Origin of the sequence: Desulfosporosinus cupriresistens, from assembly GCF_001707885.1 — a bacterium.
In the GTDB taxonomy this organism is placed as follows: Bacteria; Bacillota; Desulfitobacteriia; order Desulfitobacteriales; family Desulfitobacteriaceae; genus Desulfosporosinus.
In genome coordinates this window covers 1-19465 of record NZ_MASS01000014.1, presented here as the reverse complement: position 1 = coordinate 19465, position 19465 = coordinate 1, and the positions used below count along the sequence as shown (strand labels likewise).

At 38.5% G+C, this 19465-nt stretch carries 18 protein-coding genes; 16 read left to right on the top strand and 2 right to left on the bottom strand.

What is annotated here, in order from left to right:
- Positions 1-180 precede the first annotated feature (180 nt).
- Positions 181-1542: a chromosomal replication initiator protein DnaA gene (gene dnaA / locus DSBG_RS07700; protein ID WP_068963586.1), complete on the bottom strand. Its 1362-nt coding sequence runs from the start codon at positions 1540-1542 to the stop codon at positions 181-183.
- Between the two features lie 357 nt (positions 1543-1899).
- Between dnaA and rpmH the strand changes: the two genes are divergently transcribed.
- From rpmH to DSBG_RS07640, 13 genes are all read left to right on the top strand, one after another.
- Positions 1900-2034, top strand: coding sequence for a 50S ribosomal protein L34 (gene rpmH, locus DSBG_RS21725; protein ID WP_083236774.1), 135 nt, complete (start codon positions 1900-1902; stop codon positions 2032-2034).
- Between the two features lie 128 nt (positions 2035-2162).
- On the top strand, positions 2163-2507 hold the full coding sequence (rnpA, locus tag DSBG_RS07695; protein ID WP_068963585.1) for a ribonuclease P protein component: 345 nt from the start codon (positions 2163-2165) through the stop codon (positions 2505-2507).
- Complete coding sequence (gene yidD / locus DSBG_RS07690) at positions 2504-2710, top strand: membrane protein insertion efficiency factor YidD (protein WP_009619737.1); 207 nt, start codon at positions 2504-2506, stop codon at positions 2708-2710. The genes rnpA and yidD overlap by 4 nt, the downstream gene beginning before the upstream one ends.
- 11 nt (positions 2711-2721) lie before the next feature.
- Positions 2722-3396 (top strand): YidC/Oxa1 family membrane protein insertase, encoded by a 675-nt coding sequence (locus DSBG_RS07685; protein ID WP_009619736.1) that lies wholly within the window; start codon positions 2722-2724, stop codon positions 3394-3396.
- Between the two features lie 30 nt (positions 3397-3426).
- Positions 3427-4053: an RNA-binding cell elongation regulator Jag/EloR gene (gene jag, locus DSBG_RS07680; RefSeq protein WP_068963584.1), complete on the top strand. Its 627-nt coding sequence runs from the start codon at positions 3427-3429 to the stop codon at positions 4051-4053.
- A 559-nt stretch (positions 4054-4612) separates the two neighbouring features.
- Complete coding sequence (gene mnmE, locus DSBG_RS07675; protein WP_068963583.1) at positions 4613-5977, top strand: tRNA uridine-5-carboxymethylaminomethyl(34) synthesis GTPase MnmE; 1365 nt, start codon at positions 4613-4615, stop codon at positions 5975-5977.
- An 8-nt stretch (positions 5978-5985) separates the two neighbouring features.
- Positions 5986-7887, top strand: coding sequence for a tRNA uridine-5-carboxymethylaminomethyl(34) synthesis enzyme MnmG (gene mnmG / locus DSBG_RS07670; protein WP_068963582.1), 1902 nt, complete (start codon positions 5986-5988; stop codon positions 7885-7887).
- 3 nt (positions 7888-7890) lie between these two features.
- Entirely contained in the window at positions 7891-8631 is a 741-nt protein-coding gene (gene rsmG, locus DSBG_RS07665) for a 16S rRNA (guanine(527)-N(7))-methyltransferase RsmG (protein WP_068963581.1), read from the top strand.
- A 151-nt stretch (positions 8632-8782) separates the two neighbouring features.
- Positions 8783-10234, top strand: a complete 1452-nt coding sequence (locus DSBG_RS07660) for a VanW family protein (RefSeq protein ID WP_068963580.1) — start codon at positions 8783-8785, stop codon at positions 10232-10234.
- 134 nt (positions 10235-10368) lie between these two features.
- A complete protein-coding gene (locus tag DSBG_RS07655; protein ID WP_068963579.1) occupies positions 10369-11130 on the top strand; it encodes a ParA family protein in 762 nt (253 codons plus the stop codon).
- Positions 11123-11971: a ParB/RepB/Spo0J family partition protein gene (locus DSBG_RS07650; RefSeq protein WP_068963578.1), complete on the top strand. Its 849-nt coding sequence runs from the start codon at positions 11123-11125 to the stop codon at positions 11969-11971. Before DSBG_RS07655 ends, DSBG_RS07650 begins: the two co-directional genes overlap by 8 nt.
- A 689-nt stretch (positions 11972-12660) precedes the next feature.
- Entirely contained in the window at positions 12661-13362 is a 702-nt protein-coding gene (locus DSBG_RS07645; protein ID WP_068963632.1) for a DUF554 domain-containing protein, read from the top strand.
- A 65-nt stretch (positions 13363-13427) separates the two neighbouring features.
- The gene (locus DSBG_RS07640) at positions 13428-13931 is read left to right on the top strand and encodes a DUF4446 family protein (RefSeq protein WP_242877471.1); all 504 of its coding nucleotides are present in this window, start codon (positions 13428-13430) and stop codon (positions 13929-13931) included.
- 4 nt (positions 13932-13935) lie between these two features.
- Here DSBG_RS07640 and yyaC read toward each other — a convergent pair whose 3' ends face one another.
- Positions 13936-14508, bottom strand: a complete 573-nt coding sequence (yyaC, locus tag DSBG_RS07635) for a spore protease YyaC (protein ID WP_009619716.1) — start codon at positions 14506-14508, stop codon at positions 13936-13938.
- Between the two features lie 162 nt (positions 14509-14670).
- Between yyaC and DSBG_RS07630 the strand changes: the two genes are divergently transcribed.
- From DSBG_RS07630 to DSBG_RS07620, 3 genes are all read left to right on the top strand, one after another.
- The gene (locus tag DSBG_RS07630; protein ID WP_068963577.1) at positions 14671-15702 is read left to right on the top strand and encodes a YkvI family membrane protein; all 1032 of its coding nucleotides are present in this window, start codon (positions 14671-14673) and stop codon (positions 15700-15702) included.
- Positions 15703-15973: 271 nt separating this feature from the next.
- On the top strand, positions 15974-17869 hold the full coding sequence (gene selB, locus DSBG_RS07625; protein ID WP_068963576.1) for a selenocysteine-specific translation elongation factor: 1896 nt from the start codon (positions 15974-15976) through the stop codon (positions 17867-17869).
- 246 nt (positions 17870-18115) lie between these two features.
- Positions 18116-19276 carry an ABC transporter substrate-binding protein gene (locus tag DSBG_RS07620; protein WP_068963575.1) on the top strand — a complete coding sequence of 387 codons (1161 nt, stop codon included), beginning with the start codon at positions 18116-18118 and terminating at the stop codon, positions 19274-19276.
- The last annotated feature ends 189 nt before the right edge of the window (positions 19277-19465 follow it).

Sequence of the window (19465 nt, the reverse complement as noted above, 5' to 3'; positions counted from 1 at the left end):
TTGTCAACATGTGGATAAATTGATTAGTAGTGCTAGAATACTGATAAAACCTATGTTGAAAAAGGTGTGGACAAACGGATTGATGTTATCCACATGCCCACAAGTAATAAACAACGCTTTTTTTATTCATATAATACTAACAGGTTATACACATTACGAATATATTTATCAATTTTAGTTTCAATCGGATTGAATATGTTGAATTATTTCGTTAACCTTTTTTTCTAGTAATGGGTCATTACGTAATGCCTGCAATATTTTATCGTGCGCATGCATAACAGTGGTATGATCTCTTCCACCAAATTCGTCTCCGATCTTTGGCAATGAAGAGTCCGTCAATTGACGTGACAGATACATGGCAATTTGTCTGGGAAAAGCAACGGCACGAGTTCTTTTCTTAGCTTTGAACTCACTTAACGATAGGTGAAAATAATTTGCTACGGATTGCTGAATCATTTCAATGGTTATTTGTTTTGTGTTATTAACCGGAATAATGTCTTTCAATGCTTCCACTGCAACTTCAGTGTTTATGGGTATTGAACTAAGGGAGGCAAATGCCATGACTCGGATGAGTGCTCCTTCGAGCTCACGAATGTTGGAATGAATTTTATCAGCTATATATACCATTACTTCGTTAGGTACTTGTAAGTTTTCCATCTTAGCTTTCTTTCTTAGAATGGCAATTCTGGTTTCTAAATCTGGGGCCTGAATATCTGTGATTAGACCCCATTCAAAACGAGAACGCAAACGGTCTTCTAAGGTTGGAATCTCTTTAGGAGGTCGGTCTGAAGAAATAATAATTTGCTTATTTGCTTCATGTAGTGCGTTAAATGTATGAAAGAACTCTTCTTGAGTTCGTTCTTTGCCGGCTAAAAATTGAATATCGTCAATAAGGAGGATATCCACGTTTCGGTAATGATTACGAAACTCAATGGAGTTTTCGTCTCTGATAGAATCAATCAATTCATTCGTAAACTTCTCACTAGAAACATAAAGAACCTTCGTATTTGGTGATCGCTGAAGGACATGATGACCAATAGCATGCATAAGGTGGGTTTTCCCTAAACCAACTCCTCCATAAATAAATAGAGGATTGTAGGATTTAGCCGGTGATTCGGCGACTGCTAATGAAGCAGCATGGGCAAAGCGATTACTGTTTCCAATGACGAAGGTGTCAAAGGTATATTTATTATTAAGAGAATTAGGAATTGGTTCATCTTCTATAGGAGTTATCGGAGAAATTGAGACTGAGAGATTTAGATCTTCTCCGTAGGATCCTTCTGGAGTGGGTATGATAAAACGGAGGCTAACAGAATGTCCTAGAACTGATTGAACTGAAGATCGAATCAGCGGTGCATAACGACTTTCCAACCAATCCTTTGCAAATTCATTGGGAACACTGATAACAAGTGTATCACCATCAATATGAAGAAGCCGGGTGGAACTTAACCAAGTTTCAAAGCTCGGCTTAGAAAGTTCATTTTTCAATTTTTCTAGAGTTTCCTGCCACAATAATTGAGGTGAGATTGACTGTGGTGGCATGGACGGACCTCCCTTGTCTAAGTATGTAAGAATTATGACAATAAAAAAGTTATACACAAACTTATGCACATTTGTGGATAACTCAGTCAAATTACGTGATGTGTATAAAAATTATATGATATATAGTTGTCGTAAGGTGGTACTCAAACATAATATCAAGTTTTCGAAGGGTTATCAACAGGAAGATAATGAGTTTGCCTAAATTATTCACAGTGGATAACTTTTACGGTCGAATGTTATCCACATCTTATCAGATACCTTCGCTTGACAGATTAAAAATTATTAGAGTATAATCTCTAAGTAAGTTTGATTGCTTCGAATGCTTTTTTCGTTGAAATAAAAGGAGGTGTCGTTGAATTGAAGAGAACGTATCAACCGAAGAATAGGCGTCATAAGCGAGTTCACGGTTTTTTGAATCGGATGAGCACGCCAACGGGGCGAAATGTAATAAAACGCCGTCGATTAAAAGGTCGGAAGAAATTATCAGTTTAAGGCCGCAAATATGTGGCCTTTTTTTAAATAAATTTTTTCTTTCTAAAACTATTTCCTGTATAGGTTTAAACTTAGTCTTGGAGAGTTAGAATATTATAGAATCTAAGGTATGTAAGCCTGGAGGAATTATGTTAAAAAGAATATTTCGCTTACGCAAAAAATCTAGCTATCAGGCGGTATTTGCGGATGGGAAAAACTATTCTGTAAAACACGTTGCCATTTATGTACTTAAAGGCCCTAAACGATTTGGTTTTATTGCCTCCAAGAAAGTGGGTAATTCAGTTCAGAGAAATCGTGCAAGAAGGCTTATGCGTGAAGTTATACGTCTTCATTTGTCTGAAATTAGAAATGATATACAAATAATTCTTATTGCTAGGGCAAATATCAAAGGAGTTTCCTATATGGAAGTCGAAAAGTCTATAATGAATATGTTAAAGAAGGCAAATGCCTTAAAAAAAGTGCAAAAGCTATGAAACGTTTGCTTGTTCTTTTGATTGGCCTATACCAAAAATTTATTTCTCCTTTAAAGGGACAAACGTGTCGTTTTTACCCAACTTGTTCTGAGTATTCTGTTCAGGCTTTGCAGAAATACGGTCTTGTAAAAGGAAGTTGGAAATCATTAGTTAGGATTTTAAAATGTCATCCATTTCATCCTGGAGGAAATGACCCAGTTTAAGGAGGGCTTTTGTGAATATTATTGTTCAAGGGATGACTTATCTATTAAATATACTATATAATCTTTCTGCTGCTATTGGTCTCCCCAACTACGGTGTAGCAATTATAATCTTGACTATTTTGATTAAAACGCTTATTTACCCCTTAACTTATAAACAGATGGCTTCCATGCGAAAAACTGTCGATCTACAGCCGAAGATTAAAGCTATTCAAGCAAAGTATAAGAACGACAAAGAAAAAATTAATACAGCAGTCATGGAGTTATACAAAGAACATAATGTTAACCCTATGGGTGGTTGCCTACCTATCGTTGTTCAGTTGCCTATTTTTTGGGCTCTTTATAGTACGCTGCGTAAATTTCCATATGGAAATTCTGCAGCAGCGGCGCATTGGTTTTTAGGTTTTGATCTGACCAAAATTTATGGATTTACACCTTCATATCATATTATTTTGCCTATCTTTGCTGCAGCTACAACATTTTTACAAACCAAAGTTACAAATCCAAATGCTTCAACAGACCCAACTCAAAAAACTATGTTATACATAATGCCAGTCTTTTTTGCTTATATCAGTGCCACGGTACCTGCAGGTTTAGCATTATACTGGGTAACGATGAACTGCGTTTCAATTCTACAACAGCTTTATATTAATCGTAGATTGACGAGCCAAAAAAATAACGCGGCATAAATATCGCGGAAGACGTGAGGAGGATCGTTAATGAGGGTTGTAGAGAAAACCGGAAAAACGGTTGAAGAAGCGATCACCGCTGGGGTTCTAGATTTAGCCGTTGATCGAGAGCATGTTAAAGTTGAGGTTATTGTTGAGCCTACGAAGAAAGGTTTATTCGGTCTCTTTGGAACACGGCTGGCTAGAGTTCGAGTGTCTTATGAAGATAATCCAGGTATTTTAGCTTCGGAATTTATTCATAAAGTATGTATAGCGATGGGTGTTAAAGCGGATACTCAAGTGAGTAAGGACGGAGAACACTGGCATGTTGATATTAATGGGCCAGAGCTTGGAATACTTATAGGCAGACGTGGTGATACTTTAGATGCACTTCAATACTTAACAAATTTAGCGGTTGCTAAAATTTTGTCAGAACGTGTACGTATTGTTGTTGATGTGGAAGGGTATAGACTACGTCGTGAAGAGACACTTGTGCGTCTAGCAAAACGATTATCTGAAAAGGTAAAAAGGACAGGTACAAGAATAGTCTTAGAGCCGATGAATCCTCATGAGCGAAGGATTATCCATACATCTTTACAAGATGAAGCTAGGATATCGACATTTAGTGAGGGTGATGACCCAAATCGACGTGTTGTCATATCTTTAAGAAGAGGGTAATCTATTTTTAGAAACAACATAGATTTCTTTGATTAGGGAGAGGGGGGGAACCCCCTCTTTTTTTATACTAACAGAAAGTATAAACTTACGTTATATACTGCAAGAAGGGCTAATACGTGCGAAGACAGTGTCTTCGTCTGGAGCATAAGGGCAACAGGGCGGCCGCATTCGCCAGAGGCTTGCAAGAAGGTTAACACGTGCGAAGACAGTGTCTGCAAGAAGGCTAATACGTGCGAAGACGGTGTCTTCGCGGGCCCCAGCCAAGTTTTCTTTATACTAGTCAGAACGTATAACTTTTAGTTCCATACTTTCTGGAAGGTCCCATCTAGCCGTCACGGCGCCTTGCCATCCATAGTGGTGCTCTAACTCTAACCTCGATCGTCCTGTTCGAGTCACGGTGGCACACTAACCTTGTGGATATCCTGTTCGAGTCTTGGCGAGCGCTGAAGCGCAACTATGGCTCTTACCGTTGCAGAGACTTTCCACAAGCAGAGTTTATTATAGATCTTAGATGAAATGTCAAAATAATTTCTTACTTATTTTATGGAGATGATAAGATTTGGATGATACTATCGTGGCGATGGCAACTGCTAAGGGTGAAGCAGGTATTCATATCATAAGATTGAGCGGCCTTAAAGCGGGAACAATAATTGAGGATTGCTTTAAACCTCAGAATAAAGAGCGCTGGTTAACTAGAGAAAACTATACCTTAAATCTTGGGGTTTTTCATGATGAAGGTAAAGTTCTTGATCAAGTACTCGTTGGTAGAATGTTGACTCCTTACTCCTATACAGGTGAAGATGTTTTTGAAATCAATTGTCATGGTGGCCCGTTTGTTGCTCAAAGAATTTTGCAAGCCTGTATTAGACATGGTGCGAATCTTGCGGAACCGGGTGAATTTTCTAAGCGGGCTTTTTTGAATGGAAAACTTGATTTAGTTCAGGCAGAGGCGGTAATTGATTTAATTAGTTCACGTACTGAGACATCTGCAAACTTGGCTTTAGCTCAATTAGGTGGCGGACTTTCAGATACAATTATTAAATTGCGGGAAGAAATTTTAGAGATACTTGCCTTTATTGAAGCAAGTATTGATTTTCCTGAAGATGATGTTGAAAATCTGGATAGAGAAACTCTTGAATCTAAAATAGATAAGGCTTTTGTTGACACCAAGAATCTATTAGATGGTAGTAAGACAGGTAAAATATTGAGAGAAGGATTACTTACAGTTATTGTTGGCCGACCTAATGTTGGCAAATCGAGTTTACTTAATTCACTATTACATGAAGAACGGGCTATAGTGACTGATATTCCGGGTACGACACGCGATATAATAAGAGAATCAGTCAGTGTAGGGGGAATTCTTTTACAACTGATGGATACCGCAGGAATTTGTGAAACTGAAGATTTTGTGGAACGTCTTGGAATTGAGAGAACGTGGAATGCGTTAAAAACTGCCGAGCTTATTTTGCTTGTAGTTCAAGCCAACATTCCGTTGACTGAAGATGAGTATCACATTTTAAAGACTTATGCTGCTAAAGTAATTGTTATTGTAAATAAAATAGATTTGATGGACGATGATTATCATATTGAGAAACTTAATCAAAAAGGGTCTTGGATACCTTTTTCTGTAATTCAGCATAAAGGTTTTCAAGAACTTGAAGTTGAAATAAGGAATAGAGTTTTTCAGGGAGAGGCTGTTCTTGAATCTGACCCTCTTCTCTCCAATGTTCGACAGATTTCATCTTTAGAGCATTGTTACACTGCTTTGTCTCAAGCATTATTAAGCATACAGAATGGTTTGCCTTGGGATATTCTGTCCATTGATATTCGAGAAGCCCTACAATATGTTTCTGAAATTACCGGACATAATGTTCAAGAAACTCTCTTAGATGATATTTTCTCTCGATTTTGTATTGGAAAGTAGGATGTACTTTGGAATATTTTGCTGGGAAATATGATGTGATTGTGATTGGTGCAGGACATGCGGGCTGTGAAGCCGCTCTTGCTGCTGCGCGATTAGGGTGTGAAACACTTTTACTCACCTTAAACTTGGATACGATCGCTCATATGCCATGTAACCCTTCACTAGGTGGACCTGCCAAGGGGCATTTAGTTAGAGAAATTGATGCCTTAGGTGGACAAATGGGAATTGTTGCTGACGAGACTTCTCTACAAGTAAAGATGTTAAATACTGGTAAGGGGCCCGCTGTTCATGCTTTACGCATTCAATCAGATAAACAGGCTTATCAAAATCGAATGCGTGATGTTTTATTGGAACAGGACAGATTAACTGTAATTCAAGGGCTGGTCGAGCGTCTAGTTGTTGACAATAGTGGTCTGACCGGTATCGTTACTCGAACAGGTGCGCGCTTTGAATCAGAAAATATTGTATTGACAAGTGGCACGTATCTGCGGGGAAAAATTATTATTGGGGATTCTATGTATGAAGGTGGGCCTAATGGCCAGATTCCTGCTATGAATCTTTCAGCTTCACTTAAAGAATTTGGAATTGAACTAGGCAGGTTTAAAACAGGGACTCCGCCGCGAATTCATCGCCAGTCTGTGGACTATTCAAAATTCCGCATTCAACCTGGTGATGATACACCCTGGCGTTTTTCATTTCTGGCTACTGAAAGCCAATTCTGGCATAAGGATACATCTAATCAAGTTGCTTGTTGGTTAGGATATACAGCTAATCAAACGCATGAGATTATTCGAGAGAACCTTTATCGTGCGCCTTTGTATTCTGGAAAGATAGAGGGGATCGGTCCTCGATATTGCCCTTCAATTGAAGATAAAGTAGTGCGCTTTGCTTCACGAGAAGCACATCAAATATTTTTGGAGCCAGAAGGCTGGCAAAGCGACGAACTTTATGTGGCAGGTTTATCAACAAGTATGCCAGAGGATGTTCAAGTTAAAATATTAAAGAGTATCCCAGGATTGGAACATGTAAGAATGTTGCGGCAGGGATATGCGATTGAATATGATTATGTTTTGCCCCATCAACTTTCGCTTGGTTTAGAAGTAAGGCAGCTGCCAGGATTATTCACAGCAGGCCAAATTAATGGGACTTCTGGATATGAAGAAGCTGCTGCGCAAGGGTTAATGGCTGGAATTAATGCAGCACGTCGAGTTTTGGGAAAGGATCCGTTTGTGCTTAGACGTTCGGATGGATATTTAGGTGTCTTAATTGATGATTTGGTCACAAAGGGTGTTAAGGAACCTTATCGTTTATTAACTTCACGAGCGGAGTACCGCCTTGTTCTTCGTCAGGATAATGCTGATTTAAGGTTAACCGAAAAAGGACATGCTGTTGGCTTGGTTAACGAAGAACGCTGGAAACGTTTTCAAGAAAAAAAGGAAGACTTTCAACATATTCTTGGACTCTGGAAATCCACTGTTTTCTCTCCATTGAGAGAGGACTTACAACAGGTTATGGTTGAGGCTAAATCGACTCCGATTCGTGGGGGAATAAGTGCCCAAGATTTAATCCGTAGACCTGAGATTACTATTGTCCATTTAGTTAGACTTCTACCGGAATTGGAACATTTTGATTTAGAAGTCTTAGAAGAAGCTGAGATTGAAACGAAATATGCTGGGTATATTGAAAAACAATGGATTGAGATCGAGAAGTTTTCAAAGTTAGAGTCACGTTCTCTTAATCATAATCTTGAATATGAAAATATTCGTGGTTTATCTACGGAAGGTAGACAACGTCTAATGGAAGTAAAACCTCTAAATGTTGGGCAGGCTTCACGTATCACAGGGGTCAGCCCTGCTGATATTTCCGTCTTACTCGTATATTTAGAACAACAACGGAGAGGGGGGAAGTAAATAATGTTTAGAGAATTCTCATCTTTTCTACAAGAGTCAACTTATAAGCTTATTGGCTACGAATTATCTGATTTACAAGTTAGTCAACTTTGTCAATTTGGTGATCTCTTGCTTGATTGGAACAAACGATTAAATTTAACGAGAATCACTGATCCTCATGAAGTAATCTTAAAACATTTTATTGATTCAATGGTCCTTTCTAAATATATCTCGGGAGTATCCTTTGCAGACATTGGAACAGGCGCTGGTTTTCCTGGGATTCCACTAAAGATAATACGTCCAGAGTTAACGATCATTCTAATGGATTCTCTTAAAAAACGGCTTAATTTTCTTGATATCGTTATTAAAGATTTAAATCTACATGAAATTAATACCGTCCATGCTCGAGCCGAGAATTTTGGACAAGATGTGCAATATAGAAATTACTTTGACAACGTAAGTTCACGTGCTGTAGCTCGTCTTCCTGTTTTATTAGAGTATACCCTACCAGTTCTTAAGATCAATGGACTGTTCCTTGCCCCAAAAGGATCGCAGGTTGATGATGAGTTAGCAGAATCTCAAAAGGCTTTGAAATTATTGGGTGGTGTTGTAGAAAGTGTTGAACATTTTAGTCTGGGTGAAGGTGCAGAGCACCGTGCTGTCGTGTTAATTCGAAAGGTTAAAGAAACACCTATCCAGTACCCACGTCAAGCTGGAATTCCTACCAAAGACCCTATTTGTTATTTCAAAATGAAAAAGGGATAGTGTATGAGCCTGGTTTTCCATTTCTTCAGGGCTTTACTTTAAATAGTAAGGCTCTTTTTTATACTTATAGTGAAGGATATATGAGAAGAACGTCGAATTGTGATATATGTATCAATTATTTATCAGGATAGATTGATTAGGGGGGTGCGATTTGGACGAGTCATTTGATCAAAGAGCTAGGCAACGAATTGGGGAAGGTGAAGCTATCGATTTATATGGCAAAAAATATAAACATACTACAAAAAGGCGTCGAACTAGTCTAAATCGTCTTCAGAGAAATAGATCTTTCTCTATTGCTATTGGAGTCCTTTTAATTACATTAATTTTAGCTGCAACTTCAATCATGGTCTATACCTGGGATCAACATACAATTGTTGAAGGAGTTACAATATCTGGGATTAATGTTAGTAATTTAACTCAGGATCAGGCTAAAGAAACAATCGATAAGGAAATTCAGCGTTTAATGAGTCAAACGGTGAAATTAAATGCAGACAAGAAATCTTCTGAGGTTAAGTTAGAAGATTTAGGTCTTTCCATAAATGGAGATATAGCAGTACAGGAAGCTTATGATATTAGTAGGGAAGGTTCATTCCGAAAAAAGGTTGTATCAAAAATGGAAGCGGCGAAAGGGATAAACTTTCAATTGACCGAAAAATGGGATGAACAAAAAATGAAGGAGTGCCTTAATCGAACCTTGAAAGAGTTTTCTAATCCTGCAACGGATGCTTCTTATGAGATAACTAGTTTTAATACCATGAAGATTCATGGTGAACATATCGGTACAACCTTTGACATGAATGCACTTATTTCTCAGATCAAGGGGCTTAATATACTTAAGCCTGTTTCAGAACTAAAAGTTGAATTTAAAGATCTTCCACCTGCTCTGACTGCAGCTCAGTTAGAAAACCAGAAAATTACTGGTCTATTAGCCAGTTATACTACCCGGTTTGATTCTTCACAGGCTGCGAGGACTGAAAATGTACGTTTAGCTGCCAAGGCTTTAGATATGGCGGTCGTTAAGCCTGGGGATACGTTATCTTTTAATCAGATCGTTGGTGAAAGGACAGTAGAAGGAGGATATAAGGATGCTTATATTATCGTTAATGGTCAGTTTGTCCCTGGACTAGCTGGTGGAATATGTCAAGTTTCCAGTACTTTATACAATAGTGGTTTATTAGCAAATTTAGCTGTAGTTCAACGCTCTAACCATGACTTAGCTATTTCATATGTTCCGCTTGGACAGGATGCGACAGTTGCTTACCCAAGTCTTGATCTAAAATTTAATAATAATACTGGAGGATACCTCCTTATTCGAACTAGGACTACTTCGAATACTCTTACAATCGATTTGTATGGTAAGGTTAAGCTAGGACAAGAGGTGACAATCTCTAATACCGTTGAATCTACGATTCCCCCTGAAGTACAACATTTAGTTGATGAAACACTTGCCCATGGAGTATCGGTTCTTAAGCAATTAGGACAACCAGGCTACATTGTAAAGTCTGTTCGTAATGTAAAGTTAAATGGAAAATTTGTGAGTAGTGAGCCACTTCAAAAAAGTGTTTATAAGGCATTACCTAAAATCTTTGCAATTGGGTCATAACTATGAAAAATATTTAATTTATTTAAAAAAAGCGTTTATAACGCTTTTTTTATTGGGAGGGGTTTGATACTATCTAGAGTATAAGTAATCGTAATAATTTTCTATTCGATATAGAAGGAAGTGTGTGCTCATTGATGACCAAAGTAATCGCTATTGCCAATCAAAAAGGTGGTGTTGCTAAGACGACGACAGCGATAAATTTAAGTGCTTGTTTAGCCGAACTTGGGAAAAAGGTTCTTCTTGTAGATCTTGACCCGCAGGGAAATGCAACCAGCGGTATGGGGCTTGCAAAACATAAGCTTTCGCGTTGTATCTATGATGTATTGATCAATGATGTCCCTCTTGAACAGGTGATTCAGAAAACGGATCAAAAGAATCTAAAAGTTGTCCCTGCTCGAATTCAGTTGGCTGGGGCAGAAATTGAATTAGTTTCTCAGATTTCACGTGAAGGCAAATTGAGAATTGCCTTTGAAAACATAAAGGATAGTTACGATTTTGTATTCATAGATTGCCCACCATCACTTGGACTACTGACGATAAACGCTTTAACTGCTGCCACGGACGTTTTAATTCCTATTCAATGTGAGTACTATGCACTTGAAGGCCTAACACTCTTAATGAGCACATTGGAAAGAGTTCGCAAACATCTCAATCCAAACCTAAATATATTAGGAGCTCTGTTAACTATGTTTGATGCTCGAACAAATTTAGCTATACAAGTAGTGGATGAGGTAAAAAAGTACTTTCCACAGAAAGTCTTCAAAACGATTATTTCCCGCAATGTTCGCCTCAGCGAAGCTCCAAGTCATGGGAAACCGATTAATGCTTATGATACTCGCTCTAGAGGAGCTGAAGTTTATCGAGAATTGGCTAAGGAGGTTTTAGATCGTGTCTAGTAAAAAGGGACTTGGCCGAGGCCTTCAAGCGTTACTATCTGATGAGTTAAGTGATAACCATAGTATTAAAGAAATACCTGTCTCGGATATTGATCCGAACCCCGATCAACCTAGAAGAGATTTTGATCTTGATTCATTAAATGAATTAGCGAATTCTCTGCAAGAGCACGGTTTGCTTCAACCTATTTTGGTCAGACCAGAAGGTGAGCGATATTATATTATTGCTGGTGAACGACGATTACGAGCGGCTAAAATTGCTGGGTTTTCTAATATTGAATGTATTGTTCAATTGTGCAATGATCAAGAAATGGCTGAAAGGGCACTTGTTGAAAATATTCAACGCGCAGATTTATCCCCTATTGATGAAGGAATGGCTTATAAAAAACTGATTGAAGAATACAGTTTAACTCAAGAACAAGTCGCCCAACGCGTTGGAAAAGCGCGAACAACTGTAGCTAATCTCCTACGTGTGATTTTGTTACCTGAAATTATTCTTCAATTGCTAAGAAATGAAGATATTTCTTTAGGGCATGCTAAAGTGTTGCTTAGTGTTAAAGATACATCCTTGCAAGTTTTGATAGCTCAAAAGGCTGCAAAGGAAAAGTTATCTGTGCGGGAGACTGAAGAACTTTTGAACAGAGTTTCAGGAAAAGTTGAGAAAAGTAAACCTACTCGCGAACATTCTCTTCTTCTTCATAACGTTGAAGAACGTTTGCAGACTAGCTTTCAGACAAAAGTCTTGTTGAAAGGAGACTCTAAACGAGGAAAAATTGAAATACAATATTTTTCTGAAGAGGAATTAAATCGTCTTCTTGAACTGTGGAACGTACGGATAGATTAAAAATCAATGTTCCATGTGGAACAATCTAGGAAAGGAAATTAACATTTTTATGAGCAATTGGATTGGAATATGAACATAGATTAATATATAATAACCTTTAGTTATTGCTAATTTATTTCTATCCAATTTAAAAATTTTGACACACAGTGATTTATATATTCCAGTATTGTTCCACGTGGAACATTTAATAATGAAATGTTTTCAAAAATAATAATGTTTGATTTTTTTAATTTTGTGTTAACAAAATTAAGATATTTAAAATATCCAATCTGAAGTTATACTCAGAGAGGATATTTTTATCCTATGGTTATGATGTATTTAATACTTACCTATGTATCTTATATAGTTTTGTATATTACTGGTATTAAATATGTAATTCGCGGCTAGGAATCTCAATTGAACCATTTTACTTGACCCTGTGTCCAATCATATATATTTGAAGCGACCCAAAAGTATTATCAGTAACCTTAGATTAGATTTCAGTATTATGAATAAGATATTTTGCTTTGTAAATAATGGATTTATGCATTTATGTTCCACATGGAACATAAGGTTTAGTTTAAACAGAAAATAGGTCAGCTATGACGAAATTTTAGACAATAAACAAAGTGTATTTGCACTGATAAGTAAAGTGTTAATATACAATTCTTTCCGAAAGAATTTAAGGCCTAAAGAAGGCGGTGATGTTAGTGTTGGGAACTATTGTAAATACAGCAGCTATTGTTTTAGGAGGATTAATAGGACTTTTGTTTGGACAAGCCTTACCTGAAAAAATGAAAAGGACAGTCATACAGGGAATAGGGCTGGCTGTCTTACTAATTGGAGGAAGTATGGCTTTGCAAACTAAGAATCCGTTAATTGTTATTGCCAGCCTCGTGTTAGGTGGCGTAATTGGGGAATGGATAGATATCGAGCTTCGATTACAACATTTTGGTCAGTGGTTAGAAGGTAAATTTTCTAGAAATGGTCAAGTAACTGGATTCACTAAAGCATTTGTAACAGCAAGCTTAATTTACTGTGTCGGAGCAATGGCAATAATGGGCTCACTTGAGAGTGGCTTAAGGGGAAACCATAATATACTTTTTATGAAATCTATGCTTGATGGAATATCAGCAATAGTTTTCTCCTCTTCGATGGGGATTGGCGTATTAGCGTCAGCTATACCTGTGTTTATATATCAAGGATCTATAACTATGGCAGCGGGCCTACTCCAAGGAATACTGTCTTCTCAAGTCATCACAGAAATGGGCGCAACGGGTGGTTTGCTTATATTGGGGATAGGATTTAATATCTTGGAAATGAAAGAAATTAAAGTAGGCAATCTACTACCAGCAATATTTCTAGCAGTTCCAATAACCATTTTATTCACAAAGCTCCATTTGGGTATGTAAAACTGTAGAATCGTAAATAATCATTAGTGAACGTATCTAGTTAATTGAAAAAGGAGGCAAAAGGGTTGACAAGTCTAGGAAGCATTATGCCTATAATATGGTGGGGTATCAGTGCTTTATCGATACTTATATTGATTTTTATTCTAATAATTATATTGCTTTTTCGCCGAATGAAACGCTTTGAAGCTTCTTATGTGACGTTACAAACATTCATGTCAGGGAACGAACTTGAACCAATACTTCAGAAATATATAGAGACGCTGGGTGAACAAAATCAGGAAATAAAAACTTGTGAAATACGGCTTGCACAGATCGAAGCGAAATTGCGCGCTGCCGTTGATCGTGCAGAATTGTTGCGATTTAGAGCCTTTGATAACGTAGGGAGCGATTTAAGTTTTGCCTTTGCGCTTTTGAATCAAGAGGGAAGTGGAGTTGTGCTCAGTGCTATTCATAGCCGTGAAGAATCAAGAGTATACGCTAAACCCATTGCTAAAGGGCAGTCTTCGTATTCATTGACCGATGAAGAAGTTGAAGTTATTAGAAAAGCAATGCTAGGAGAGAAAATATAACAACTTATTTCTCATAACGCATTTTTAAATATGAATGCGTTATGAGAGAACTAATATTTTCGGACATCCGCCACACCAGATTAAGGCGGGTGTTTTGCAATACCATGTATTCCATAAAACCACCGACATTTACGATTCCGGTCAAATGAGCCTCTCCTACTTCAGGAAGCTGTTTATGGACACCAGCGCCTGGTTTTAAAGGCCCATTAGCTAGTATGATACACCCTATAGAATCCATACGTCCGAGGCAGGCATCAATTGCAATAATAAAAGGATTCACGAAGGATTGTTTGATGAATTCGATGTTTTGTCCCAGATTAGTAGCATGTACAGGTTCATCGAGCGTACCGTAGACATGAAGCTGAGGTAGTTTAAGGCGCGAAAGATGTGTTCCTATTAAAGGACCTAAGGCGTCTCCCGTAGATCGATCAGTTCCAATGCAAAGAATAACTGCAGGGCGCTTACGAGTTGATACGAAGAGATCAGAAAGCCGCGTTTCTAATTTCGCCTTGGCGGAATAGTCATCAACGTGGGCTTTTATTTTTTGAGGTTCAGTCCATAAAGAAAATAGACTCACGAGTTACCCCCTAAGAATTAAGAACTTGAATACCTATGAACTTATAAACGCCTAGTAAATTCCAGTTCAATAATATATATATAAATATTTCCCAATTCCTGACCTTTTTATGCATGAGATTCCTTTTCCAGCCATAAGCATGATGGCGAGGAGGGAAGTGTTATGAACTGGAAAACAACATTACAAGTTGCCGCAACTTACGTAGGTGCCGTTATGGGGGCAGGATTTGCATCAGGTCAAGAAATACAGCAATTTTTTTCTCGCTATGGTCGTTGGGGTTTAGTCGGAATTATTGTCAGTGCAGTATTGTTTGCACTTATGGGTTGGAGTATGTTGGATTTGCAGGCGCGCTGGAAGATAACATCCTATTCAGAGTTTTTTAAACGTCTATTAGGGAATAGGTGGGGTCTATGGGCAGATGGACTCGTAAGTATACTCTTATTTCTAGGAATGCTGGCGATGATTTCGGGCAGCGGGGCACTCTTTTACGAATATTTCGGATTCACCAGGTGGTTAGGTATTATATTGACAGGAACTGTAATAGCTTTAGCTTTATGGTTTCGCGGAGAGGGAGTTTTATGGATTAATTCTGTCCTAATCCCATTGAAATTTATCATTTGCTTAGGTATCGCAACTGCGGCTGTATTTTTTGCAGCTTCTGGAGATGGTGAAGGCATTGTTGTGTTGCCTAACCCAATTGTTCAACATTGGGCTCTCTCAGCTATATTATATGTATCGTTTAATTTCACTCTAGCTATGGTAGTGTTCGCTTCACTTGGCCGTGATGTCCAACGGCCAGGAGCACGCATAGGGGCAGTTCTTGGCGGTGTATCACTTGGAATATTTGCTTTCTTTATAGGGTCTGCATTACTCAGGTTTCCAGAGGTAATAGGGTTAGAAATACCAATGGTTGCAGTTGCAGGTAAGTTAGGAGATTGGCCAGCCTTTTTCTATGTAGTCGTATTATGGTTGACTATGATCACAGCAGCGATAGGAAATGGCTTTAGTCTTGTCAGTAGAGTGGTACAAACAAATAAATTGAGTTATGGAAATGCCACACTCTTAATATTGCTCTTGTTGTTACCAATAGCAGGGGTAAGATTCTCCCAAATTGTACAGTTCGTATATCCTTTGTTTGGTTATTTAGGACTTGTCTTCTTACCGACAATTTTATACTTTTGGCGTAGAACATAAAGGATATTTACTTTGATTGTCGAAGTTTTCAAATGGCTGGTAGGCTGAAGATAAATTTGTCTTGAAAATTTATGGGAAGAATCTGAAGTAGTAATAGCCGAATATGAGATTGATAGAAACGAAAACAGATTAAATACCTTGAGAAGAGGCCAAAATAAACAAGCGAATGAATACTTAGAGTACAGAAGGGTTATTAATTACAAAGAGAAACCTACCTGCAAAGATGATCTAGACAGATTTTGGCCAAAATCACGTAATAAGGGGAAGAAAAATGGGTGAACGACACTATTTAGTAGGTACAGCAGGACATGTTGATCATGGGAAAACGCAACTGATTCATGCTCTTTCAGGTATGGAAACGGACCGTTTAAAAGAGGAGAAGCAACGGGGAATCTCAATTGAGCTGGGATTTGCTCATATGACAATGCCCAGTGGGCGACAAGTTGGAATTGTAGATGTTCCTGGGCATGAACGGTTTGTCCGCCAAATGCTGGCAGGAGCAAGCGGAATGGATGTAGTGTTACTCGTCATTGCCGCAGATGAAGGGATTATGCCACAGACTCAGGAGCATCTGGACATCTTGACATTACTGGGTATACCGCGAGGAATTGTTGTTATTAATAAAATAGACCTTGTGGACGAAGAGTGGCTTGAACTGATAGAAGAAGAGATACGCGAGGAACTTAATGATACGGCATTTCAAAAAGCACCCATTTGTCGAGTTTCAGCACTGACAAGTGAAGGGATTCTCAACTTGCGTCAAGTCATTGATGGACTGCTTTCGGAGGTTGAGGGAAAAAAAGCGACCGGACCTATTCGTATGCCACTTGATCGGGTCTTCAGTATTCAGGGATTCGGCACCGTTGTTACTGGAACGCTTCACAGTGGGACAGTGAAAATGGGACAGGAGCTGGCGATTGAGCCAACTCATATTCTTACTAAGGTTCGCTCCCTACAAGTTCATAAAAACAAAGTGAATTCTGCAGAGGCTGGGCAACGAGTAGCCATAAATCTAACTGGGGTGGATGTTGCTGAAGTTGAGCGAGGTTCAGTACTTGTTATGCCAAATGCGTTTAAGGTCGGAAAAATCTTAGACTTGAAGGTTTTAAACCTATTCTCGGCTAATAAACCTATTATACAAAGACAAAGAGTTCGTTTTCACCTTGGAACCACAGAGATCCTCGGCCGCATTCATCTTCTGGAGCAGGAAGAACTGGTGCCTGGACAAGAGGGATTCGCCCAGATACTATTGGAAGAACCTGTTGTTGCAGTACCAGGAGATCGTTTTGTACTTCGGTTCTATTCCCCTGCCCATACAATTGCAGGCGGAAAAGTTCTAGGTGTGGCAGAGTTTAAGAATAAACGGTTTAAAGAAAATGTTCTTGCACAGATGAAGATGAAAGACCAAGGCGACCCCCTTGACCTATTGGAAAAAGAAATGATCGAACCTCGAACGGATAAGGATTTAGCTGCACGTCTGCATGTCAGTTCAGAAGAACTGGAGGAAAGTTTGATATCACTAGAGCAATTGGGACGAATGGAAATTTGGATGGAAGATGAAACAAAGCTCTACTGGGGAAAAGTGCCGGCGGAACTTTGGCGGTCAAAATTGATAGACACCGTCAAGTCTTATGAAAAAGTAAATCCTCTGCGCAGAGGAATTAGCCGAGAGGAACTAAAAACTCGTTTAGGAATATCGTGGACACATCGACGTTGGCAGACAATACTAGAACAAGGGTCTATTCGAGGCTTCTATAATATATCAGGAAGTAAAGTCCAAACAAATGAAGGAGCAGAAATTCCTGCGAATATTTTGAAACGGTTAGAAGCATTACGTGTTAAATGGCAAAATGTTGCACTTATGCCGCCTGACTTGGCAATGACAGCAGAAGAATGTGCAATTCCTAAATCTGAAGCGCCAGAGTATGCTCAGTACTTGTGTGAAATTGGAGAATGGGTACATATAGATCAATTTTATTATAGCCAAAAAGAGCTAGCTAAGGCCCAAAAACTCTTAACAGAGTTTCTAAAGGATCATGGTGAAATAGGTGTCGCAGAGGCGCGTGAAACGTGGGGTACTTCAAGAAAATATGCGGTTCCCCTACTAGAATTTTTTGATAATCAGAAGCTAACTAAGCGCTCTGGTGACAAAAGACGTTTGTACTAAAATCTATGTAGTGACACAGAATTTATTAATTGACACAATGGTGTAACAGATATAAAATTAATCGTTGTTAAGCAAAAATGTGTCGAGATCTGTATTATAACTATTAAGCGGGGTTTATTTTGGCATCAAGCTTTGCTTAGACCAAGGTAAATTCTTAATATGTGAAGCGGAGGTGTCGTTAGTAATTCCTTAAGTTTCTATTTAAACTGCAACATAGAATTTTATTTTAGTGATGGGGGTAAACAAATGAGAAAAAGTAAAGTCGTGTTAGGCATAGCAGTTATAATGTTAGGCTTGATCTCAGGTTGTGGTAGTTCAGCAGCACCAGCCGCTTCTGAGGAAATTAAGATTGGTGGCGACCTTGAATTATCAGGTGGCGTAGCAACTTATGGTCAATCAGTTTTAAATTCAGTGAATCTAGCTTTTGAAGATCAAAATAAAAAAGGTGGCGTCCTGGGAAAACAACTCAAATTCATTACAGCAGATAATAAATCAGAAGCAGGAGAGTCCACGTCAGCCATAACAAAGCTAATCACTCAAGATAAAGTTGTAGCTGTTCTAGGAGCAGTAACTAGTTCAAATACGAAGGCAGCTGTGCCTGTTTCTGCGGACAATAAAATCCCGTTGATTACGCCAACTGCAACAAATGCAGAAGTTACAATTAACAAAGATGGATCACTGAATTCATGGGTTTTCAGAAGCTGCTTTTTAGATCCTTTCCAAGGAAAGGTTGCTGCGAATTTCGTAATGAACACGCTTAAGGTAAATAAGGCGGCAGTATTTATCGATCAAAAAGATGATTACTCAAAAGGTTTAGCTGCGGAGTTTAGTAAAGTCCTTACCGGTGCTGGAGGAACTATTACCGATACCGAGAATTATGTTGGCGGAGATAAGGATTTCAAATCTACCTTGACCAGAATCAAAGCTAGTAATCCTGAAGTTGTATTTGTCCCTGGCTATTACAATGAGGTGGGACTGATTGTCAAACAAGCTCGAGAATTAGGAATAACAGTTCCCTTCGTTGGAGGAGATGGCTGGGATTCTGAGAAATTACCAGAGTTAGCTGGTCCTGCGAATCTAAATAACACGTATTATGTTAACCATATGTGGGCGGAAGATCCGGCTACAAAACCTTTCGCAGATGCCTATAAAGCAAAATATAATGCAGAACCAGATGCTTTAGCAGCATTGGGTTATGATGCGGCTGAAATGCTTATTGCAGCAATCAAAACCTCAGGCAGTACGGAACCTGAAAAACTCAGATCAGCCTTAGAAAACACCAAGGATTTTCAAGGGGTTACTGGAGTCATCACGGTTGATCCAAAAACACATAATCCTGTGAAGAGTGCGGTTATTATTAAATTAGTTGACGGCAAGAAGACCCTGCTCACTCATGTTAATCCATAATTCGAACATTTCAGACGAAATATTATGTTATAACAGAATTTTAATTGACTAAATCATGTACAAAAGCTAAAATATCCTTAGCATTGAATTATTATTCAAACTTAGAGTCTAAGTCTTGAATACTCCTCGACAAGGCAATGAAGCCCCAGTCACGAAGATTTAGCGTTGACTGGGGCTTTTAATAAAAGA